Origin of the sequence: Rhizobium sp. F40D2 (assembly GCF_051810745.2) — a bacterium.
Taxonomy (GTDB): Bacteria; Pseudomonadota; Alphaproteobacteria; order Rhizobiales; family Rhizobiaceae; genus Rhizobium.
Genome location: NZ_JBPWQX020000004.1, coordinates 142,260 through 164,095 on the forward strand (window position 1 = coordinate 142,260; position 21,836 = coordinate 164,095).

Sequence of the window (21,836 nt, forward strand, 5' to 3'; positions counted from 1 at the left end):
AATTGCCGGCGCCAGCGGAAGGAAGCGCCATTTCACGCGACGGGCCGACCAGGGCCACTGGCATCAACATGAAGGTCAAGGACCTGGCCTTCGCCGTGCTAGATCGGGGCGACACGGTTGACAGTCGCGAATATGTGGCAGACATTCGAGGCTCCAGCTATTTCATCGTGCAATCGCCGACCAGTGACTAGGCCGACCTCGACCGGCGCATGTGCGACGGTTCAGTCACAATGGGCGTGTGGCCATTCAGTCGAAATCGGCACCTGGAGCGATCGGGCCGTTCCGTCGCGCACAGTTACGAGGCACTGCTACATTCGGAGCGTGCATAGCAGGGCTTGCGGGGATCGCGGTCGTGCTGTTCGCATTCTCGTTGCGTGGTTTCCGCAGATCGTTGAGATGAATGCCGCCGGTGAATCTGCGGCGATCCCAATTGACGACGATCAACGAAACGCCGGCAAAGCGGCCGTATCCTGCTTTCAGTTGAGGAGGCTGAAAAATGCTGAAAGTTCGATCGATCATGACTCCTAGCCCGACGACGATCGGGCCCAATGCAAAGATCTGGGAAGCCGCCAACACGATGCTGGATCACCGCATCAGCGGCCTGCCTGTCGTCGATGACGCGGGACGCCTGCTGGGAATCATCAGTGAAAGTGATTTCCTGCAACGCGGGGAAATCCACACCGACGCTCGTCACGGCCTTTGGCGCGAATTTTTCTCTTCTCGCGGTCGCCTTGCAGAAGAATATGCAAGAAGCTTCGGAAATGACGTCGCAGAAGTCATGTCCTCTCCGGCGGCGACCATTCAGCCGGATGCATCCGTCGAAACCGCCGCCAAGCTTATGGCCGAGAAAAATGTTAAACGCCTTCCTGTGGTCGAAGGCGATGAAATCATCGGGATCGTTACCCGCTTCGATATCATGGCAGCGCTCGTCCGCGACGTTACCAGTTATCACGCCGAACGAGCCGATAGCGACATCCGAAATGCGTTGGAAGCGGAGCTGGCGCGACAGAAATGGGGAGATTCCGTCAATCTGCGCGTCGCCGACGGCGTGGTCACGCTCGAAGGCCGAGTGCTCGATCTGCGCGAGAAGAATGCCATGCAGGTCGCGGCGGAAAATACCGCCGGCGTGAAGCGGGTGGATAACCGGGTCCAGGTCGTCGCACCCCCTGATATGCCGGTGCCGCCCCCCGGCTTCTATCTTTGACGAGCATTTGAAATGTCCGCCTCCGTTGAGGACTGCATGGAATCTCTTGCAATTTCGTGGAGAAGGATTCGGAAATGGACACGGTCTCTTCTCACGGAACGCCGCTCTATTGGTCGGTACCGGCCGAGTCACTCTTGGCTGAGTTGCACACCTCACGGGGAGGCCTCTCCGCTTCCGATGCAGCGCGACGACTAAAGGATATCGGTCCCAACTCCCTTGGCCAGGAGCGGAGTCTTTCGGCGCTCGCGGTACTCTGGCGACAATTCCGCAGCCCGCTGGTACTGATCCTCGTCGGGGCCGCGACGATTTCCGCGTCCATGGGCGAAGGGCATGAGGCGATCATCATCTCGCTTATCGTGCTCGCTAGTTGCGTTCTCGGCTTCCTTCAGGAGTACGGGGCTTCAAAGGCAACGGAAAAGCTCAAACAGCGCCTGTCGCAGAAAACGGTCGTCGTGCGAGACGGCGCCGAAATCACCGTCCGCGCCGATGAAGTCGTGCCGGGCGATGTTCTGCGTCTTTCCGCCGGCAGCCTGATCCCAGCCGACGGCATCGTTCTGGAAGCGCGCGATCTCAACGTCAGCGAAGCCGTGCTGACCGGAGAAACCTTCCCGGTCGTCAAAACGCCGGGCGTTGCGGAAGATGAGGCACCCCTTTCCCGGCGCAGCAACAGTGTTTTCGCAGGAACGTCGGTGCGCAGCGGCACGGCCTCTGTCCTGACAGTCAAGACCGGCATCCACACGGAATTCGCATCGATCGCCGCGACCCTGGAACGGCAGCTTCCGGAGACGGAATTTTCCCAAGGCATCAGGCGTTTCGGTCTGCTGATGACCGAGATCATGTTCGTCATGGTCATCCTGGTTTTCTTCGCCAATGCGCTGCTTGGACGGCCGCTGATTGATTCAATTCTCTTTTCCCTGGCGCTCGCGGTCGGCCTGACACCGGAGCTTCTGCCGGCAATCATCAGCGTGACGCTTGCTCGCGGCGCCCGGGCCATGGCAGCCAACGGTGTCATCGTCCGTCGGCTTGAAGCGATCGAGAATCTCGGCAGTATGGATATTCTCTGCACCGACAAGACCGGAACACTGACTGAGGGTGTCATTAATCTTGATGGCTGCATGGATGCGAACGGGCAGCGATCCGACGACGTTCTGCTGCTGGCCCGCCTCAACGCAACCCTGCAAAGCGGCTTGGCCAATCCACTGGACGAAGCCATCATAGCCACGGCGACCGATACGCGCGAACAATCCTTCGTCAAGCGCGACGAAATACCCTACGATTTCACTCGAAAGCGGTTGTCGGTGGTCGTCACGTCTCCGGAAGGAGAGACGGTGTTGATCTGCAAGGGAGCGATCGACAACGTATTGGAAATTTGCGCCAGGGTCCGCACCGACGGAAAGGAGGTCTCCCTTGACACGGAGAAACGAGGTTCGATCGAGGAAAAGTTCCGAAACTGGAGCGAGCAGGGATTTCGGGTCCTCGGCCTTGCCACGCGGCGATTGACTTCCGCCGGCCCATCCGGGCGCGCGGATGAAGCCGGCCTTTGCTTCGAAGGCTTTCTGCTTTTTCTCGATCCGCCGAAACAGGGAATTCAGCAATGCCTTGCCGAACTGGCGAGACGCGGCGTGACGATCAAGATAATTTCGGGTGACAACCGCTACGTCGCGGCCCACCTTGCCGCCTCAATCGGACTGCCGTCCGGCCGGATTCTGACAGGGGCGGATCTGCCGCAGATTTCGTCGCAGGCCCTGGCGGCAAAGGCTGCGCATACCGACCTCTTCGCCGAAATCGATCCCAATCAAAAGGAAAGCATCGTAAGAGCACTCAGGTCGCGCGGCCACGTCGTCGGCTATCTCGGCGACGGGATCAACGACGCCCCTGCCCTGCATGAGGCCGATATCGGAATATCCGTCGACGGTGCTGTGGACGTGGCGCGGGAAGCCGCCGACATGATCCTGCTGAAACGCGATCTCGGCGTGCTGGTACAAGGCGTCGACGACGGACGAACCACCTTCGCCAACACAATGAAGTATATCTCGATCACCACCAGCGCCAATTTTGGAAACATGATCAGCATGGCGCTCGCCTCGGTCGCACTCCCCTTCCTACCGCTTCTCGCCCAGCAGGTCCTGCTCAACAACTTCCTTTCTGACATCCCCTCCTTCGCGATCGCCACCGATAATGTCGACGAGGCGGACAGGCGCAGGCCGCGTCATTGGGAGATCGGGTCGGTCCGGCGTTTCATGGTCACCTTCGGCCTGATCAGTTCGCTGTTCGACCTTCTGACCTTCGGCTTCCTCATCTTTTTGACCGGCGCCGGTGAACAGCACTTCCAGACGGCCTGGTTCGTCGAATCGCTGCTGACGGAGCTGCTGATCGTTTTCATCATCCGCACGCGGAAAAAATTCTGGCTGAGCCGGCCGTCGCGCCTGCTCATCGCCCTGTCTGTTGTCATTGTGACTTTGACCTTCGCGCTGCCCTTCCTGCCGGTCGCGAGCTGGTTCGGTTTTGTTCCTTTGCCCCTTCCCACCATCCTCGGCCTCGTCGCGATCAGCATGATGTATCTGCTGGCATCAGAGCGTGCGAAACACTGGTTCTTCGAACGTGAGGACCGGGCACGGCATCATCCGGGGCGACGTTCCCGCCAAGCATCGCGGCATCTCCTACCACCGCGCGTCTGAGGCAGATTCCGAGGGTTCGCAAACGAAGAGCTTGATGCGCGTCAATGCCCACATGCCCCGCACGGCGTTCAATTGGGAAGGCTCGATGACGAGCCGACCGGCCGCACCGACCCCCGCATGACACTTCGATGCGGCCTCCTTCTTGCTAGGCAGGAGACAAATCATGACAGATGCGAAAAAGCTTGCCGTCAAAAGCGAAGACAAGGCGGCCCAGTCGGCAGGAATCTGGACCCCGTTCGAGGCACTGCGTACGGAGATCGATCGTCTCTTCGACGATTTCGTGCCATCTTCCTGGCGATCGTCCGACAGGTCTCCCTTCGCGCGCGGCTTCCCATCGCTGAATGGATGGATCATCGCTCCGGCGGTCGACGTGATCGAGAGGGAAGACGCCTTCGAAGTGACCGCGGAAGTGCCCGGTCTCGATGAGAGGAATATCGAGGTCAAACTCTCGAACGGCTGCCTGACGATCCGCGGCGAGAAGCAGGAGGAAAAGGAAGACAGGCGGAAGGAATATCATCTTTCCGAGCGGCGCTACGGCTCGTTCCAGCGAACGTTCCGGGTCCCGGATGAGGTCGACGCCGATAAGGTGGAAGCCGTCTTCGAGAAGGGCGTTCTGAGGGTGAAGCTTCCAAAGAGACCCGAGGCCAAGAAAAACGAGCGCAAAGTGGAAATCAAGGCCGCCTGAATCCGCACGTTGCAGACGGGCGCACGTGTCGGTGCGCCTATTCTGAAAGCTTCTGAAGGCGCAGTCGCAGCGACGTTATCTTTGATCGCACGATGCCGAGACGACTGCCAGGCCTTGGAAAACAGAAGCGCGATGATAGACCCACCGCCGTCCGGTCGCAATTTATCTCTCAGGACGCCAGATGCTTCTCGATCTCATCGACCGGCAGGTTGACGAGATCTTTGTCGTATTCCGCTACGACGCAATTCCGGACCGTGTCGGACATGGCGCGACGCAGGTCTGCAAGTGCTTTCGGGGGAGCGACCACGAAAAGCTTGTGAATGTCATTGTCGGTGCAGATCGCCTCCAGCTTTTCGGCGACCATGGATGAAAACCGATGTTCTTCCAAATCGTGATAATCGGTCTGCCCGAGGCTGCTGCGATGGCTGCCGCTGGCAGTACGACCAGGCCTGTCTGTCTGTTCGCGGGCAGGAGCATTGTGCGGCGCCTCGATCACCTGCTCGACTTTGAGAGTGAGTTTGAAAGCGGTTCCGACATTTCGCAGAAGCATGGCTTTCTTAGAATCCGCGACGAGCACCCACGCGTTGTAAGCGATGATGTTGCTGTTCATAATACTCATCCTCTTCATTGATGGATCTCCAGAATAACCGCGTGCAAAAAGCGATATTTGATCAGTGTCAATCCACGTGGAGAGAGTTATGCGAAGTACGCCATCCATCCCGACCGCTGCAGAATCGCGCATGTTTTCAGACATGAAAAAGCACGCACCAACCTCTTAATCCGCTTGATAAATCATTTCTTAGATCATTCTGATTCAGGGAATTATGCGTTGGATGGCCGCAACTCCTTTTGAATCAAAACCAGGGTTTCGTCGTCGGGATAAGCTTTCGCGACGAAGCCCTGCTCCCGCTCCAGCTCTATCGCCTCGTGATTCTCCCTGCTTTCGATCGACTGCAGTATCTTGACACCTTTGGCCTCCGCGTCTCTTGCGACATGACGAAGCATTTCCCAGGCAACTCCTTTGTGCCTGTAGTCGGCATGAACGGCAATCGCCACTTCGGCCTCGGTCCCGGAAGAATTGCGGGCGAGCATTGCGGAAGCGATGAGGACCTTTCCTCCCTCGGAGAAGACGAGGAAGTTCTCTGTACGGCGATGGTCCACATGGGTCATCGAAATCAGCCGCTCGTGGCTCACTTCGTGAATGCCGCCCAGGAAACGGAATCGCAGATCTTGCGGCGTCAGATGTTTGAAGAATTCTGCAAGCACCTGTTCATCATCGTGCCGGACCGGACGCACGTAAAGCGAGAGGCCGGTACGCGTGCGAAGATAAATGCCTCCGGCACCGGTGTTTTCGCCAGTGACAGAAACCGACGCGCCTCCTCGTCGATTGCCGTTATCCATGTCGTCGGCAGCTTGCAGATCTATAATCACCTTCAGTGCGTGACTTTGCGCCGCATTGCTGAAGGTGTCGTAAGCATCAAGAATCTGGTCGAGCCTGAAGTGGTGGGAGATCAGGCGCGTGGGGTCGACCTTCCCAGATTTTACTGTTCGCAAAAGTGTCGACGTGGTAATCGTATCGACGAGCCTAGTTGTGATTGCGATGTTCTTCGACCACAACTTCTGAAGATGCAGATCAGCCTTCTGGCCATGGACTCCAATGTTGGCGATGGTCCCGCCGGGTGCGACGATTTCCTCGCAGAGCTCGAACGTCGCCGGGATACCAACTGCCTCGATCGCGGTGTCGACGCCAGTGCCGGCCGTCAGATCGAGAATCCTTTTCCGTGCATCCGGATTGTCCGCACGAATGACGTCGGTGGCTCCGAGACGCGACGCTATCTCGAGGCGATTGTCGTCAAGGTCCGCCATGATGACCCGGGATGGCGAGTAGAGTTGGGCGGTCAGAAGCGCTGCGAGGCCCACCGGCCCGCATCCGATAATCGCGACCGTGCCACCCGGCTGCACCTTGCCGTTCAGCACGCCGCATTCGAAACCCGTGGGAAGAATGTCGCTCAACATGACGAGAGCCTCCTCGTCCATGTCGGCGGGAACGGGATAAAGGCTTGTGTCGGCGTGTGGGATGCGGACGTATTCCGCCTGCGTGCCGTCGATGGTGTTGCCCAATATCCAGCCGCCGTTCACGCAATGCGAATACATTCCGCGCCGGCAGTAGTCGCATCTGCCGCAGGAGGAGATGCAGGAGATCAAGACATGATCCCCCTTCTGGAACTGCGTGACAGCGGCGCCAACCTGGTCGATAATTCCGACGCCTTCATGACCGAGCACGCGGCCCGGGGTGCAGCTCGGAACATCACCCTTGAGAATATGGAGGTCGGTCCCGCAGATCGTCGTCTTTGTGACTTTCACGATGGCATCGGTTGCGGATTCGATCACCGGAACCGGCCTCTCCGTGAGCGACTTTCTGCCGGCGCCTTCAAAAACGAGAGCTTTCATCACCCGTCTCCTGTTGATGTGAATCTGTTGTCATCCTGCGCCGAACACACTGCGCCACATTGACCGCGGTCAAAGGTCAAGTGAGACGGGAACGAGCGGGATGAAAGATAATCTGCATGGCGCCGCCGTCTCGGCTATTGTCAGCCTATCTTGCCAGCAGGATAGGCCGTAATGGCTGTTCCAGCGCCGATTTCGTCACTCCGCCGAGGATCCGTTCTCGCAGGCGAGTATGGCCATAGGCGCCCATGACGAGCATATCGGCCTGAACGTGTACCGCATGGTCTTCCAATGTTTCCGCGACAGTCAGACCCTTGCTTACGGCCTGGTCAAACGAGCTTTCAACTCCCTGATGCGAAAGGTATGACCGCAGTCCGGCCGCGAATTCGCAATCGCCCGCCGTGGGGTCGACCATCACGATCCGAACCGCGCGCGCTCGTTTCAGGAGGGGTACGCTTGCCCTGGCGGCTGCGGCCGCTTCGGGAGTGTCGGACAAGGCGACGAGGACCGAGTTCCCCTCCCACCGCATATTGCCGGCAGGGTTGATCAGCATCGGGACGCGAGCGCGAAAAAGCGCGCCGTCAATCACTGCATTGCGGACGCTTTGATTGGCTAGAGCGCGTCCATTGAACGCGGAATCGGAATTTTGGTGACATGCTTTGTTTGGCGTGATTCCCTGCCTTCGAATCAGGAGGTATGAATGTCACGAGCGTTCAGCGATGATCTTCGCATTCGAGTTCTGGCTGCGTCTTCGGACGGGATGTCTGCGCGTTCGGCGGCTGCGCGGTTTGGGATCGGGATTTCGACGGCCATTGCCTGGATCGCCAACGCGCGACAGGGTCAACTGACCGCGGGCAAACAGGGTCGACGCTCAGGGTCCAGACTGGATGAGCATGAGGCCTTTATCATCGGCCTTATCGATGACGAGAAAGACATCACGCTCAACGAAATGGTCCTGCGCTTGAGTGAGGAGCGGTCTGTCGTGATCGGCCGCAGTGCTCTTGACGTGTGGCTTCGCAAGCGGGGCTGGACCTTTAAAAAAAGACCGCACATGCATTGGAGCAGGAGCGAGACGACCTTTTGAAACGGCGGCAGGCCTGGTTTGATGGTCAGCTCGATCTCGATCCCGCCAAGCTTATTTTTATCGATGAGACTGGTCTCTCCACGAAGATGTCTCGATTACGCGGGCGATCCCAATGCGGCGAACGCTGCCGGTCAGCGGTTCCTCATGGCCACTGGAAAACCACGACCTTTACAGGGGCGCTTAGGCTTTCCGGAATGACCGCACCGATGGTACTCGACGGACCGATGAACGGCGTGGCATTTTTGGCCTATATCGAGCAGGTTCTGGTGCCGACACTCAGGCCCGGCGACACCGTTATCATGGACAATTTGCCTGCACACAAAGCCGAAGGTGTTCGGCACGCCATAGAAGTTGCTGGTTGCAGGCTGCTCTACCTCCCGCCCTACAGCCCCGATTTTAACCCAATCGAGATGGCCTTTTCCAAACTGAAAGCGCTTCTGCGGGCCAAGGCCGAGCGCTCCGTCGATGCCTTGTGGGATACCGTCGGTAAAATCGTTCCCCTCATCAAACCGCAGGAATGTGCAAACTACTTCGCCGCTGCGGGGTATGACCCGGATTAAAGCGGACGCGCTCTAGAACGCTAGCTCCAATCAGGACGGCATCGGCAAATTGCGCGCGACGGCCCACGATCTCGTCGATGCGGAAAGCTTCGGTGTAGGCCTCCTCCAACTCGTAAGGGATTCCACTGGAGGCCAGAAGCGAGTCGACCTCGCCGGCTCTTTTCCGAAGCTTGATTTGATCCGCCTTCCGTTCGGCGAGCCAGACCGTGGAAACGCTTTCTAAATGTGCTCCCACCGGCGGCGGCGCTGCAACATCTATCAACAACGTAGACAGATGGCTTGTAGTGTTCAGCGCCAGGCCGATCCCGGAATTCATCTCGGTGTCAGTCGCACTGCTTCCAGCGACATTCAAGATCGTGGCGAAAGTCATCGTCGCTCCTCCAGAAAAAGACTGGGATGAGGCAGCTTCGGTAAGCCGCTCGACCTCGGCCCACAGTGTCGGCAAAGCCTTTTTCTCTTCCCAGCCTCGAACGTCCTCCACAATAATGGTCGGAGCTCGGCCGGCTTTGACCAATCGCAAAGAAATGGTCGCAAACGACACTATGATTTTCCAAGCTGAGCGAGTTGGAACGATATAAACACAGAGGTTCGTCAAATGACCGCTACCGATGCGAAACGGCGCTTCCTTGAGGAAAACTATATCCTCGACTTTCAAATGCTTTTCAGGACTCGCGCTCGCCGCAACCAAATGCTCGCGGCCTGGGCCGCATCCAAGCTCGGACGAGCGAATGCCGATGCTTACCTCAAGGAAGTTCAGTTGGTCGATGCCGCCGTATCCGGAGACGATGATATCCTTCAGAAAATATTGGCGGATCTGCGCAGTGCCGGACAGAAAGTCGATGAAGACGATCTTCACTCCATGATGAATGAGATGATGTTCGACGCCGCCGAAGAACTCGAAGCTGAGCGCCAAAGAGCGGGATGATTGGTGGAATCCCCGGCGCGCGGAATGTCGAGAGCGATGATTGAAAGTCCGGCGACCAATCCTCTACGGGCCGACAAGACCTTCAATCGATGCACTCATCTCATGAAAGGGTTGATCCCGGGAAGACCCAAAGATGATGCTCAGCCGCCGAGAGCGATTGCTATTGCAACCAAAAGCAATCCAAGACAAGTCATCGTCATTCCTGCATAAAAAGGCCTGCCTCCCGAAAATCGTGCCCATGCATAACCCGTCACAAATAGCAGCATGATGAGAAACAGATTGCTCACTCTCAGGGCAAGATGGGCACTGTCGATGAGAAAGAAAGGGATAACCGCCGGAATGGCGGTGGCCGAGACCAGAAGGAAGACTGCAATCGCGGCAGACAGATCGCCCTTCGATAGGGATCGCTTCACAGGATCGGCCTGGCAAGCGAGCGTCAGAAGTGATCGATAGAGCGCGTCCGCATCGGCGGCCTTTGCAGAAAACGGCGCTTCTTCGATCGGGAATTCGTTGGCGAGCACCTTAAGCGCTGCCGATTCGGTTCCGGCGGCTTTGATTTGCCGAAAAAGGTGCCGCCGCCTGCTCCTGTAAAACGTCGTGCCCAGCGTAAACAGCACGGCATCAATGATCCCCCAGGCGACATTACATCCGATTGTCGCGACGATCAGTTCGTGGACATTTAACCCTTCTTCTTCAAAAATAAGCCTTGAACCGACCGTCCATGTCAGCGCCATGATCAGTCCGAAGATCACTTCGCCGAGCGCATCGCCAGGATCGATGATATTGGTGATACGATCGATCGGGTTCGAACTCATCAACTACTTCCCATCTAATCAAGACCATGACCTGCTGGCGACCAAGGCTGGCGACCGCGGAATTGTGATGGATATAGCGACTCGCTTCATTGATCGTGATCAAGACGAGGACGATTGCGGGCCTGGTGTTACGTCAAGGCTTCAAGATTGCACCGGACGTTGCGATCCTCTTCTGTCGCTAAGGTCGAAGGGGATGCGACCTTCAGTTGCCAGGCGACGTCGCGTGCGACTTCGTTTACGACCGCCTGTTCCGACTCGAACGCGGACCCGTTGCGCTGGCTGAACTCGTAGTCACCCGAACAAAGAGCCGTTCCATTTGCCTCTCGTATCAGCCGGATTTTCAAACGAGCGTTTTCTGCACTTACCCCGACACTGCCACGAAGAAGATAGCGCTCTCCTTGCGAACGTTCGAAAGAACTGGATTGCATGATGACGGTCAGCGCACCGCCGGTGACGAGCTTGACCACAATCTCATCCCTGAGAAAGCGGGATAGTTCTGCCGCTCGACTGTCGCTGCCTTGGACGTCAAAGGGTTCGATTATTGGACTCGGTGCCGGCGGCTTAGTGGCGGCTTCGGATGCTGTCTCGATCGATGCGTGATGGTGCGGGATCAGCAAGGTCATCAGGACCGCAGACGCACCAAGGCTTATGCCGCCCGCCCACAGGATTGCTCGTCTAGCCCTCTGATTTCCCGCCGCGGGATCAGTTGGCCTTCCAGGGCTCACGGACGGGGCGGCCGCCCGTGGCCCGCAAAATTCTTCATTGGCCGCAAACGACGGGACATAACCACCCTTCGGTATGGAGATCAGCACGGGTTCGGAACGTCGTGATAGGAGATAGAAGCGCTCCAGCTCCCTCCTTATCCGGCGAGCTTCGATGCGAACGGCGGGATCGTTCTCAGCGTCGAAATTCTTTCTCTCAAATACAGAGTGGGCAATGGTGCAGGCCTTCAGATATCTTGACCTTCCGGCAAGCGTCTCCTCCACAATGAACCGCAGGAAGCTTCGTGCGCGCTTTGGAAGGCAAAAATTCTCACTTGCGAGAATCCGCTCCAGCTGATTCTGCACATCAAGATTTGAGGGGCCAGCGGCAGCCTCCTGAACGGGTTCTTCATTCGTCATGACCCCCTCCATTCACCCACGCGCGACATTTGTCGATCCATCCCCAACAGGACGCAATGCGACGTCAACATCGAGAAAGGTACCAGCAGATCAAACTCGGACATTGAGCCAAATCAAAAAATCAGCTTCCCTCTTGATCGGCATCAATGCCCTATTGAGGCGATGAGGCATATTGTAAAGCGTAGTTCTCGCTCTCCCGGGAGCAATTAAGAAATGAGACATCGCCGATGAATTGGAACCGGTGGTATAGCTTCAGGAGTTACGTCAGATCGTCTCTCTGGGTTGTCCCTTTCATCGCTTTACTTCTTTATGTGGTTGCAATTCGTTTGGTCTATATCTTCGAGTACTGGGCTCCATGGATGGACGTTTGGCCTTGGGGAGTGGCTGGAACGCAAAGAATGCTCGAAACGATCATCACGATGACATTGACATTCGTCGTGTTCACATTCGGTTCCTTGCTGGTGGCGATTCAGGTTGCGGGAGGCCAGTTGACGCCCAGGATTATCGCTACGACTCTCTTGCGCGATAATGCCATCCGGTTCACCGTCGGTCTGTTCATATTTACATTACTCTTCGCAACCGGCGCCCTGTCGAGACTTGATGCGACCGTTCCTCATGGGGTCTCTGCGATCGCGGGGCTGCTTGGCTTTCTTTCGATTGCAGCGTTTCTGTATCTGATCGATTACGCAGCCCGCCTGCTTCGTCCCGTCAGTATCATCGTAAGCGTTGGCGAAAGCGGGCACGCAGTCATAGAGGATGTCTACCCCGAACCCGTCAGAAGCGACTATTCCCACGACGCAGCCGCTCCCTTCGCGGGTTTGCCTGACAAGATCGTCTATCATCTGACCAATCCTGCTGTGGTGGTAGCCGTCAATATGACCGCGCTTGTCGCCTTGGCCGAGAGAACGGATCTGATCATCGAACTCGTGCCAAGGGTCGGCGATTTCGTTGGCACAGGCGAGGCTCTTTTTCGTTTATATGGTCAAAACCCGCCACCCGAAAAAAGATTGAGGGCTTTGGTCGCTCTCGGGCCGGAACGCACACTTGAACAGGATCTGACGTTTGCCTTCAGGATCATCGCCGATATCGGCATCAAGGCTCTATCGAAAGCCATCAACGACCCCACTACGGCCGTTCTCGCAATCGATCAGCTTCAACGCCTGCTGTGCTTCGTCGGAGGAAGACATCTTCTCGGCGACGAGATCCGCGGCAAATCCGGAAAATTGCGGCTTATCCGCAGAACGCCGAACTGGGAGGACTTCGTGCAGCTGACTTTCAGCGAGATACGCCTGTACGGAGCCGAAAACTTTCAGATTGCCCGGCGGTTGCGTGCGATGATTGAATATAGCTCACAAGTCTTGCCGGACGATCGCCGCCCAGCCCTACTTGCGGAACTGGACATCCTCAACCGTACGTTGGAGAGGATCTACGTGTTTCCCGAGGACTTGAGGCTTGCGCGAACGCCGGACTCACAGGGGCTGGGCGGGTCAGCAAGAGAGACGAGCCAGGTTACTCCGGATTGATCTCCAGCACCCGGCTGGAGGACAATTTAGCCAACATCTTTGCTACGACAATTCCAACCAGAAGAGTGATGAAGGCGGCCAAAATGCACATCGTGCTCGATCGCGGATCAACATTTGGAACGGCCGAGAGCGGTGCGAGCGCTGCACCTACGTTTCTGGTGCAGATGCCGACCGTGACGACGCTCCGCCTATCTTGAGGAAGTCTGTAGGAAAGAGCATAGGCGCATATAGCCAACCCACCGTAGTAGATGAACTGTGCCGCTATCGCCCAGGTTCCTATTGCACTGAGAATGTGCTCAAAATTCTGCGCGAATGCGACAGACAGCAGAACAACAACGTTAAATGCCACTAGTTTCGCTATAATCGGATCGCATCTATCTGCCCATCTTTTGGAGATTTGACGCACGGCAATTCCGATGGCGAAAGGGGTAAGGACGAGAAGCAGGAGCGGCCGTGCGATCGAGCCCGCACCAGCATGAAGGCCAGGAGCAACGAAGGGAAGTGCGATGGGCATCAAGATGATTGTTCCAAGCGCCGCAATTAAAATCAATGCCGCCGAATAGGCGGGATCTCCTTTTGCCATATCCGACAGAAGCGGCAGGAAGGGCGCACACGGCGAAAGACCCAGCAACAGCAATCCGAGCGCATAAGGCTCCGGCAGTGCGAGCACCCTTGCAATGGCGACTGCAAGAATTGGCCCGACAACGAAGCCTGACACGACACTCGTGACGACAAACTCTCTGTCCCGCAACGCAGCCCAAGCATCCCTGATATCAAGCCTGAGGCCGACATCCACCAGACTGCCGAGCATGAATGAGATGAGTGCAACGTGTAAGGTATAGTTCAGCAATTCCGATATCACAATTGCCTCCTTCGCCGGCCTGGTACGCCTATCCGTTCTTCAGTCTCATTTCTTTTCTGCTTCTGCTATTGTGCTGCTACGAGCTGATTGGTTGCGCTAAATAGTCCCGATTTTCCGGCCCACTGCTAAAAGAGATCCTTGCCATTTCGGCCAACGAATTCGGTTCGGAATCCCTTTTCATGCACTTCCTTTACAAAGGAATTTGCGCTGAGCGCGTCTGCCCGAATGACATCGTTGAACGACTGCGCAAAGGGGCAGCAGAGTTCATCACGCATCCATGCACGGGCGCGCTGCGACACGGCTATGATCTCCCAATCATCATTGTTTGCCCGTTCAAGACGAAAATCGACGCTGCAGGAAACGCGATGGGAGTTTCCAGCGCCGGCCAATAATGCCTCCGCGGTCCGTGAAAGAACTTCACTCATATCGTCTTCCTCTTTCAATCGGCGCATCGTCTGGCGAATTGCGTGGACAGTGTCGTCCTCGGGTGGTCAAGCTGCGTCAAAAACCTGCTCTCGCGAGCTGCCGAACTTCCTTCTTTGCAGAGCGCTCAATGACCCCAATTTGAGGATCTATTATCTCCGGTCCGAGGACACACCGAGCAAACAGCTTTCGATGCCTGTCGTCATTGATGTGCATCAAGATACGATCAGTGCTCACCTTTCCGCGCATCCTGATCGATGCGGTTCGCGTCGAGTGCGAACGCGGCTTTGCGGCGGCGCGAAGAGCTAACCCATCTTGATGTGCGTCAAAGCAGCTGTGGGCGGAAGGATTAGAACTAAAAGATGCTGCCTAGAAGGCGGGAGGCATGGTCTTGGGGTACAGGACGATTCTCACAGTGCTTGGGGTCAATGACCCTGAAGACGATCTTAACAACGCAATCGTCACTGCTCAGGCTGTCGATGCCCATCTGTCGGTCATCGTGATAGCAATTCCAGCGCCACCACCTTTTGGCGCATCTGCGGAAATGATCTCTGCAGTCCGCCTCGAGGAGCGTCAAGGCGACATGGCCAAACTGATAGAACGAACAAAGCAGGTGGAGGAGCAGCTCGCATCTTCCGGCCTTTCATTCGACGTCCAGGATCTCTACACCGAAAGCGCCTGGGCCGACGAGGAGATCGCCGAGAGAGCGCTCTACGTCGATCTTACGCTCATCGGCCGTTGCGTTGCCCGCGATGGCGAACTCTGTCGACGGATCGTCAGCGGAATCTTGTTCCAGGCGCCCGCTCCCTTGCTTTTGAACTTCACTGATCAGGCCACCGACCTCAAGCCTTGTTCCGTTATGGTTGCTTGGAATTCCCGGATCGAAGCAGCTCGCGCAGTTCAGCAGGCTCTTCCGATTCTCCGTCAAGCCAGGGAGGTGCGCCTGATTCTGGTGGACCCGCCGGCAAAAGCGTCGGCCAGTGGCGAAGATCCAGGCGCCGATGTCGCTGCCTATCTTGCGCGGCAAGGTGTGACGGTCACGGCCGAAACCGTTGCCGGCGGGACAAGACCTGTCGGAGACATCCTCAAGCAACGCGCAAGGGAAATTGGAGCGGATTTGATCGTAATGGGTGCTTTTGGACACTCCCGGCTGCGCGAAAAATTTTTTTGGCGGCGTCACCCGATCGATGATCGAGACGGCCGACCGCCCTCTTTTTCTCAGCCACTGAACCGATCGAGCGGCAGAAGGACATACAGCCACAAACACCAACAAAGAGGAGCATGCGGGCAATGTTCAGGGATAGACACGATGCAGGCCGGAGACTTGCTGCCGCTCTGCTTCGATATCGCGCGAGACGTCGTCGTAGCGGGCCTTCCGCGCGGCGGCATGCCTGTCGCGCTGGAGATCGCCAAGGCATTGGATGCGCCGATGACGATGGTGTTCGTCAGAAAGATCGGCGTGCCTGCAGTTCCGGAAGTGGCCATGGGAGCGGTCGTAGACGGACCATATCCATATGTCCTCAAAAACGGCGATGTCATTCGCCAGGCCGGCATATCGGAGGCCGTCTTCCAATTCGCCATGGATGCGGAATTGAGGGAAATCGAGCGCCGGAAATCCCTGTTCGAACGCATCTTGCCGAATATTGATATCGCGGGCAGGATCGTCATTCTGGTAGACGACGGCATCGCCACCGGCGCAACAATGAAGGCGGCGGCGATGGCAATCGAGCAACGCGGCGTAGAACGGATCGTCATTGCCGTTCCCGCCGCGCCGGCCGAGGTGGTCGCCGATCTTGAGGATGAGGTCGAAGAGGTGGTTTGTCTGGAAACCAGGTCACCCTTTGGCGCCGTCGGTAACTTCTATGTAAACTTTCCGCAGCTGTCTGACAGCGATGTCATCGACTGCTTCCACCAGCTTGCGCCGGCCGCGCGCTGAACAACTCAGTCCGGCGTGCCCTTCGCCTCACATCCCGTGCATTGCTTTGTCGCGTGCCTATTTCTCTGCTCCGCCTGCGCCACCTTCTGCTTGACCGCCACGAAGCTGTCGGGGGTGACGGATATGCTGTCGATCCCGCATTCGACAAGGAAGGCGGCAAAGTCGGGATAATCGCTCGGTGCCTGGCCGCAGATGCCGATCTTGGCACCCGCCTTTCCGGCTTCGGCAATGACGCGGGAAATCATCCATTTCACCGCCGGGTCCTGTTCGTCGAAAAGCTCGGCGAGATCGCCAGCATCACGGTCGACGCCGAGCGTCAGCTGCGTAAGATCGTTCGAGCCGATCGAGAAGCCGTCGAAATGGCGGGCGATATCGAGGCGGTTGCGACATGTGTGCCTTTGCTGGCGCCGCATGACCTCCTGCAAGTCCTCGGGACCGGTTCCCTACAACTGGGACCGAAGGCCATAGCGCTGGTCGAAAGGGACATCGAGGTCGCCATTGCCGTCCCAACCGCTCTTGGGTGGGCAGCGGCATGCGGGCGAGCCGCCGAAATGTCCTTTGGCGCGGAGGATGAGGAGGAGCTTCTCATCGTCAATATCATGCGGAGAGGGCCGGGCAGGATTTCGCTCGGAAAGGTCCTGACCTCGACCGGACTTGCCGCGCTTCACGAAGCACTGCGGCTTCACGCCGGTATGAATGCTTCCGGCTGGCGCGCGTCCGAAATTGTCGAAGCTGCTGCGCTTGACGAACCGGACCCTTATGCAAGCGAAGCTCTTCGACGCTTCGCAACCTGGCTCGGGCGCTTCGCCGGCGACATAGCTGCCGCCTACGGCGCGGCCGGAGGAGTCTATTTGGTCGGCAGCGTGCCGAACGATCTGCGCGACCTTCTGGCGGAGGCGGCTTTCGCCACTTCGTTCATGGCTGCCGGCGGTGCGTCGGGCTTCGCCTCGACCGTGCCGGTCTACATCGTCAAGTCGTCGGATGTCGGCTTGCGCGGCGCCGCGCTGGCGCTCTCCTGACCGGCGCGGGTGGACAACGCAACGTCGGCGGGGCCACCCACGTCTACATCTCCATCTGTGGTGCTGCCGGCTGCTGGAGCACCTCGGGGATTTCCGTCATCGTCGCCTCCGTCAGCAGCAATATGCTCGCAACGGACACCGCGTTTTCCAGTGCGACACGCACGACCTTGGTCGGATCGATGATGCCTTCCTGCAGGAGATCGACATAACGGTTTCGCGCCGCGTCGAAGCCGATCACCCCTTCGCCTTCGAGCATCCTGGCGACCACGACCCCGCCATCGACAGCAGAGTTTTCGGCAATCTGCCGTGCCGGGACTTCCAGCGATCGCTTAAGGATCTGCACCCCGGTGCGCTCATCGCCTTCGCAGAGATCCTCTTCTTCCGCCACGGCCTTGATACAGCGCAGGAGCGCGAGCCCTCCGCCGGGAACGATGCCCTCCTCGACGGCCGCCTTCGTCGCATTGATAGCGTCATCGAGCGCGTCCTTCCTGGCCTTGACCTCGGCTTCCGCGGGAGCCCCGACGCGAATGACGGCAACCCCGCCGGAAAGCTTCGCGAGCCGTTCCTGCAGCTTCTCCTTGTCGTAATCGCTGGTCGTGGTCTCAATCTCCTTGCGGATCTGCTCGGATCTCGCCTTGATGGCCTGTTGCGAACCGCCGCCGCCGATGAGCGTCGTCGCGTCCTTGTCGACGACGACGCGCGTGGCCGTGCCGAGTTGTTCCAGCGTCGCCTTATCGAGCTTGAAGCCGAGATCCTCCGAGATAAGCTGGGCACCGGTGAGGATTGCCAGATCCTGCAACATCGTCTTGCGGCGGTCGCCGAAGCCGGGCGCCTTGACTGCGCAATTGCGGAAGGTGCCGCGGATCTGATTGACGATCAGAGTCGCAAGCGCTTCGCTTTCCACGTCCTCGGCAATGACAAGAAGCGGTCTGCCGGACTTGGCGATGTCTTCGAGCAGGCCGACCAGATCGCCAAGCGCGGAAATCTTCCGGTCGAAAATGAGGATCCGGGCATCTTCGAGAATGCACTCCATCTTCTCCGGATCCGTCACGAAATAGGGGGAAATATAACCGCGGTCGAACTGCGTGCCTTCCACGACATCGAGACGGGTTTCCATCGTCTTGGATTCCTCGACCGTGATGACACCTTCCTTGCCGACCTTCGCCATCGCCTCGGCCACAAGCTGGCCGATGGTTTCATCGTTGTGCGCGGAGATGGCCGCGACCTGCTGCTTCTCCCTGTCCGTCGTCACCGGCTTGGAAATATCCCGCAGCGCCTTCACGGCCCGGCTGACGGCGCGGTCGAGGCCGCGCTTGAGGTCGATCGCGCTCGCGCCCGCCACCACATTGCGATGGCCGTCTGCCAGGATCGCATGCGCGAGCACCGTTGATGTGCTGGTACCGTCTCCGACCACCTCCCCGGTCCTTTCGGCCGCGGCGCGCAGCATGCGCGCGCCGAGATTTTCCTCGGGGTCTTTGAGGTCGAACTCCTTGGCGATCGTCACGCCATCATTGCAGACGATCGGAGCGCCCCATTTTTTTCTCGATCAGAACGGACTTGGAACGTGGTCCGAGCGTAATGCGAACGGCATCGGCAAGCCTCGCCGCCCCTTGGAGAACCTTACCCCTGGCCTCTGTGTGAAAGAGTACTTGTTTGTGCGGCATTTTTGTCTCCCCGAAGTGACATGACACGGCCTGGCAGGCTGGTCCGCCATCACTGACATGAATCCGCCGACATGGGTTTGACCGGCGTCAATAAGCACTCGGCAGACCGGCGGCTGAGGCAATTTGATCCTGCGCAATGCCTCCTGGCGCCAGCGTTTTAGACTATCGCTCCGTCACAGGATCAATAAAGCGCCATGAAGTTATCGGTTGCCGTGGCCACGCCTGCGACGGGAGGAACGTCATGAACCATTTCTCTGCTGGACGTTGGGTGCGCTGGCTCATTATCGATCATCTTCTATTGATCGTACTCGTTCTGATGCTCGCGGCCGTCTTCAGTATTCCGCTGGTCAGATCGATCATGCAACCGGATCAGCGAGACGCACCGTTGCTGCGCTCGACAACGCCGTAGCGTGCGCCGACCGGTCAGGCGAGACTGACTCACTCTGCTTCCAGCGAGCGATAGATCTCTTCTTCCTGCGCAAAATGCAGGCGCATGATTGCTTCGAGCCCGTGCAGCAGCCGTACGACGTCATGAAGCTGTGCCTCAGTCGGCGCCTCACGGTCGAATGCCTTGCACACAACATTCAGATTATGGACCTGCCGTTGAATCTCCATGTGGGTCCGGCTCATTCCGGCCAGGGCGTCCGGTGCGGCGCTCCGCCGGCGGAGGCGCGCATAGACCTGTTCGTCCTGTTTCTCGTGAGGAAGAAGCCGTTCGCGCAGTTCGCGATTGAGCCTATCGAGCTCCTCCTTCGCCTCCTTCATGGAAAGGCCGCGAAGTCGATCCGCTGTTAAACGAATGTCGTCGACCACGTCGACCAGTGCCACATGCTCCGCCTCCAGTCGCACAAGCTCCTCGTTGGTCAACCGCGGCATCATGTTGAGGGAGATAGATGGGCCCAGCGCACGTAGCGCGTTCAGGATGACGGCCACGTCGATCGCCTCCTGGAAAAGTGCCCCTTCCACCGGGGTAAGATAACCAAACGCGGCCGCTATCATGCCGGCCATCGAGAGGCCCATGCCAACGTAGACGCTTTGCAGCGCAATCTTACGCGAGCGACGTGCAATATGGAGGGCATTAACCAGCCGATCCAAACGATCGACCAGGATCACGACATCTGCTGCTTCGGATGACGCCGCGGCACCGCGCGCGCCCATCGCTATGCCCACATCGGCGGCTGCAAGCGCCGGCGCGTCGTTGACACCGTCACCGATCATCACTACGGGGCGGTTTCTTGCCGTCTCCGCCCGGACGGCGATTGCCTTGTCCTCGGGCTTCATATCGCTGATCACCTCATCCACCCCGACAAAGGCGCCGACACCAGCAGCGAGATCGGCCCGGTCGCCGGTGACGAGCACGATCCGCGTCACGCCAGCCTCCCGCAAATGCCGCAGCACCGAACCGGCTTCGGGACGAATCTGGTCCGCCAAGAGGATGGCTCCAGCAAGCACGTCATCGATTGCCACGGCGACCGCGACCGTTCCCTCCCGCTGTATCCAGGCTTCGATCTCGCGGCTGAAATCCGAGTCTTTAATTTTCGCACGCGTGAAGGCCCATCCTCCGACCACAATGCGCTGCGCGCCGACACGCCCGGTCAAGCCAGAACCGGGCGCCTCGCGGACATCTGCAGGCACATTGAGCACGAGCCCTCGTTCACGCGCCGCCGCCACCAGAGCCTGGGCCACCACATGGGGAGAACTTTGATCCAGTGATGCTGCGAGCCTCAGCACCTCGAGCGGTTCGAGGTCGGCGCGTATCTTCATCTCGATCAGGCGGGCGCGACCATCGGTGATTGTTCCTGTCTTGTCCAGAAGAACCGTCCTTGCGGCCGCGAGCGCTTCGAGGGCGCCTCCATCCTTCACAAGGATGCCCTTTTTTGCGCAGCGCGAGATGCCGGAGACGATGGCGACCGGCACGGCGAGGATCAGTGGACAAGGCGTCGCAACGACAATGACGGCGAGAGCGCGGGAAGCATCGCCAGTAGATGCCCACGCCAAACCAGCGATCGCCAAAGTGAGAGCCAGGAATCCCAGACCGAACCGCGCCGCCAATCGCACCATCGGCGACTTGGTCTGCTGGGCCGCCTCGACCAGCCGGATGACGCCGGCATAGGTGCTGTCGGCGGCGGCGCTGGTCGCCTGCAGATCAAACGCATCCCCGGCATTCGTGGAGCCGCTCATAACCGCCTGCCCGGATCTTCGCCGGACAGGCAAGGCTTCGCCGGTCAGTGCAGACTCATCGAGAACGGCGCCAGTTCCTGAGACGATGCCGTCGACGGGAACAAGCTCCCCGCGGCGGACCAGAATGCGGTCACCGGGAACGATGGCCGACAAAGCGACGTCGCGAAGTCCGCCGCATTCATAGCGGGCGGCGCTGTTTGGCATCCGGCCGAGAAGCGCCGTCATCTCCCGGCTGGCCCGGCTATGGGCGAAGTTCTCCAGGAACTGTCCGCCCGTAAACATGAGCGCTACAACGATCCCGGCCAGATATTCACCGAAGACGAGAGCTCCGCCCATCGCCAGCGCCGCAATGAGATCGAGGCCGAATTCCTTCCTGTGCAGACCGATCCCGATATCGACGACGAGAACGGCGAAAATAACCACAGTGCCCGTCGCCCACACCTGCGCGGCAAGATCCTCCTGACCGGCCAATCTGGCGATCCCGCCGGCCGTGAGCGCCGATGCAACCAGCGGCAGCGTCCATAGTTTGACCCCACGCCAGCCTGCCGTCAGCATTCGGATTTTGTTCCGTTCCTGCAACTGGGGTCCTCCTGAGGGCGAGTTTGACCGGCGGCAACGGCCAGCGAGATTCCAAAAATGATCATCCGGCGCCGGGATGGCCGCCTTGATACAAATCAAGAAAGCGCGGTCGGTAAGGACGAGCATTTG

The 21,836-nt window shown here is 58.4% G+C and carries 19 protein-coding genes and 3 pseudogenes; 9 read left to right on the forward strand and 13 right to left on the reverse strand.

Features of this window, described 5'->3' with window-relative positions:
* Positions 1–246: 246 nt before the first annotated feature.
* On the reverse strand, positions 247–519 hold the full coding sequence (locus ACS4RS_RS29285) for a hypothetical protein (protein ID WP_439012480.1): 273 nt from the start codon (positions 517–519) through the stop codon (positions 247–249).
* Here ACS4RS_RS29285 and ACS4RS_RS29290 point away from each other — a divergent pair.
* The 3 genes from ACS4RS_RS29290 to ACS4RS_RS29300 all read left to right on the forward strand — a co-directional run bounded on the left by ACS4RS_RS29290 (position 497) and on the right by ACS4RS_RS29300 (position 4,567).
* Positions 497–1,204, forward strand: a complete 708-nt coding sequence (locus ACS4RS_RS29290) for a CBS domain-containing protein (RefSeq protein ID WP_439012481.1) — start codon at positions 497–499, stop codon at positions 1,202–1,204. The two genes, ACS4RS_RS29285 and ACS4RS_RS29290, sit on opposite strands and share 23 nt — an antisense overlap.
* A 74-nt stretch (positions 1,205–1,278) precedes the next feature.
* On the forward strand, positions 1,279–3,882 hold the full coding sequence (mgtA, locus tag ACS4RS_RS29295; RefSeq protein ID WP_439012482.1) for a magnesium-translocating P-type ATPase: 2,604 nt from the start codon (positions 1,279–1,281) through the stop codon (positions 3,880–3,882).
* 160 nt (positions 3,883–4,042) lie between these two features.
* Entirely contained in the window at positions 4,043–4,567 is a 525-nt protein-coding gene (locus ACS4RS_RS29300) for an Hsp20 family protein (protein WP_439012611.1), read from the forward strand.
* 169 nt (positions 4,568–4,736) lie between these two features.
* Here ACS4RS_RS29300 and ACS4RS_RS29305 read toward each other — a convergent pair whose 3' ends face one another.
* The 4 genes and pseudogenes from ACS4RS_RS29305 to ACS4RS_RS29320 form a co-directional block, all read right to left on the reverse strand.
* A complete protein-coding gene (locus tag ACS4RS_RS29305; RefSeq protein ID WP_439012483.1) occupies positions 4,737–5,177 on the reverse strand; it encodes a baeRF12 domain-containing protein in 441 nt (146 codons plus the stop codon).
* Positions 5,178–5,389: 212 nt separating this feature from the next.
* Positions 5,390–5,968, reverse strand: coding sequence for a GNAT family N-acetyltransferase (locus tag ACS4RS_RS29310; protein WP_439012612.1), 579 nt, complete (start codon positions 5,966–5,968; stop codon positions 5,390–5,392).
* Between the two features lie 18 nt (positions 5,969–5,986).
* Positions 5,987–7,018, reverse strand: a pseudogene (locus ACS4RS_RS29315) (zinc-dependent alcohol dehydrogenase family protein); the annotation flags it as partial.
* Positions 7,019–7,163: 145 nt separating this feature from the next.
* On the reverse strand, positions 7,164–7,568 hold the full coding sequence (locus tag ACS4RS_RS29320) for a hypothetical protein (RefSeq protein WP_439012484.1): 405 nt from the start codon (positions 7,566–7,568) through the stop codon (positions 7,164–7,166).
* A 147-nt stretch (positions 7,569–7,715) separates the two neighbouring features.
* Here ACS4RS_RS29320 and ACS4RS_RS29325 point away from each other — a divergent pair.
* Positions 7,716–8,659, forward strand: a protein-coding gene (locus tag ACS4RS_RS29325; protein ID WP_197727565.1) for an IS630 family transposase whose coding sequence is annotated in 2 segments (ribosomal slippage) — positions 7,716–8,052 and positions 8,052–8,659 — 945 coding nt in all. Because the reading frame shifts where the segments join, the coding sequence is not laid out codon by codon here.
* On the opposite strand, the gene ACS4RS_RS29330 is transcribed toward ACS4RS_RS29325, so the two are convergent.
* The gene (locus ACS4RS_RS29330) at positions 8,604–9,200 is read right to left on the reverse strand and encodes a hypothetical protein (protein WP_439012485.1); all 597 of its coding nucleotides are present in this window, start codon (positions 9,198–9,200) and stop codon (positions 8,604–8,606) included. The genes ACS4RS_RS29325 and ACS4RS_RS29330 overlap by 56 nt on opposite strands.
* A gap of 114 nt (positions 9,201–9,314) precedes the next feature.
* Here ACS4RS_RS29330 and ACS4RS_RS29335 point away from each other — a divergent pair, with 114 nt between their 5' ends.
* A complete protein-coding gene (locus tag ACS4RS_RS29335) occupies positions 9,315–9,584 on the forward strand; it encodes an ATPase inhibitor subunit zeta (RefSeq protein ID WP_439012613.1) in 270 nt (89 codons plus the stop codon).
* A 140-nt stretch (positions 9,585–9,724) separates the two neighbouring features.
* Here the strand turns inward: ACS4RS_RS29335 and ACS4RS_RS29340 are convergent, their stop codons facing one another.
* Together ACS4RS_RS29340 and ACS4RS_RS29345 are read right to left on the reverse strand one after the other, a co-directional pair.
* Positions 9,725–10,399, reverse strand: coding sequence for a VIT1/CCC1 transporter family protein (locus ACS4RS_RS29340; RefSeq protein ID WP_439012486.1), 675 nt, complete (start codon positions 10,397–10,399; stop codon positions 9,725–9,727).
* 128 nt (positions 10,400–10,527) lie between these two features.
* Complete coding sequence (locus ACS4RS_RS29345; RefSeq protein ID WP_449314126.1) at positions 10,528–11,520, reverse strand: hypothetical protein; 993 nt, start codon at positions 11,518–11,520, stop codon at positions 10,528–10,530.
* Positions 11,521–11,747: 227 nt separating this feature from the next.
* On the opposite strand from ACS4RS_RS29345, the gene ACS4RS_RS29350 reads away from it, so the two are divergent.
* Positions 11,748–13,043, forward strand: a complete 1,296-nt coding sequence (locus ACS4RS_RS29350) for a DUF2254 domain-containing protein (protein ID WP_449314127.1) — start codon at positions 11,748–11,750, stop codon at positions 13,041–13,043.
* Here the strand turns inward: ACS4RS_RS29350 and ACS4RS_RS29355 are convergent.
* Both ACS4RS_RS29355 and ACS4RS_RS29360 read right to left on the reverse strand, forming a co-directional pair.
* Entirely contained in the window at positions 13,030–13,905 is an 876-nt protein-coding gene (locus ACS4RS_RS29355) for a bile acid:sodium symporter (RefSeq protein WP_439012489.1), read from the reverse strand. The genes ACS4RS_RS29350 and ACS4RS_RS29355 overlap by 14 nt on opposite strands.
* A 125-nt stretch (positions 13,906–14,030) precedes the next feature.
* Positions 14,031–14,330, reverse strand: coding sequence for a hypothetical protein (locus ACS4RS_RS29360; RefSeq protein WP_439012490.1), 300 nt, complete (start codon positions 14,328–14,330; stop codon positions 14,031–14,033).
* Positions 14,331–14,719: 389 nt separating this feature from the next.
* Here ACS4RS_RS29360 and ACS4RS_RS29365 point away from each other — a divergent pair, with 389 nt between their 5' ends.
* Entirely contained in the window at positions 14,720–16,264 is a 1,545-nt protein-coding gene (locus ACS4RS_RS29365) for a phosphoribosyltransferase family protein (RefSeq protein WP_439012491.1), read from the forward strand.
* 5 nt (positions 16,265–16,269) lie between these two features.
* Here the strand turns inward: ACS4RS_RS29365 and ACS4RS_RS29370 are convergent.
* Positions 16,270–16,632, reverse strand: a pseudogene (locus ACS4RS_RS29370) (putative PEP-binding protein); the annotation flags it as partial.
* On the opposite strand from ACS4RS_RS29370, the gene ACS4RS_RS29375 reads away from it, so the two are divergent.
* Entirely contained in the window at positions 16,624–17,283 is a 660-nt protein-coding gene (locus ACS4RS_RS29375; protein ID WP_439012493.1) for a glucokinase, read from the forward strand. The pseudogene ACS4RS_RS29370 and the gene ACS4RS_RS29375 sit on opposite strands and share 9 nt — an antisense overlap.
* Positions 17,284–17,326: 43 nt before the next feature.
* On the opposite strand, the pseudogene groL reads toward ACS4RS_RS29375, so the two are convergent.
* Positions 17,327–18,947, reverse strand: a pseudogene (gene groL / locus ACS4RS_RS29380) (chaperonin GroEL).
* A gap of 241 nt (positions 18,948–19,188) precedes the next feature.
* Here groL and ACS4RS_RS29385 point away from each other — a divergent pair.
* Complete coding sequence (locus ACS4RS_RS29385; RefSeq protein WP_439012494.1) at positions 19,189–19,356, forward strand: hypothetical protein; 168 nt, start codon at positions 19,189–19,191, stop codon at positions 19,354–19,356.
* 29 nt (positions 19,357–19,385) lie between these two features.
* On the opposite strand, the gene ACS4RS_RS29390 is transcribed toward ACS4RS_RS29385, so the two are convergent.
* Complete coding sequence (locus ACS4RS_RS29390) at positions 19,386–21,683, reverse strand: heavy metal translocating P-type ATPase (RefSeq protein WP_439012614.1); 2,298 nt, start codon at positions 21,681–21,683, stop codon at positions 19,386–19,388.
* Positions 21,684–21,836 lie beyond the last annotated feature (153 nt).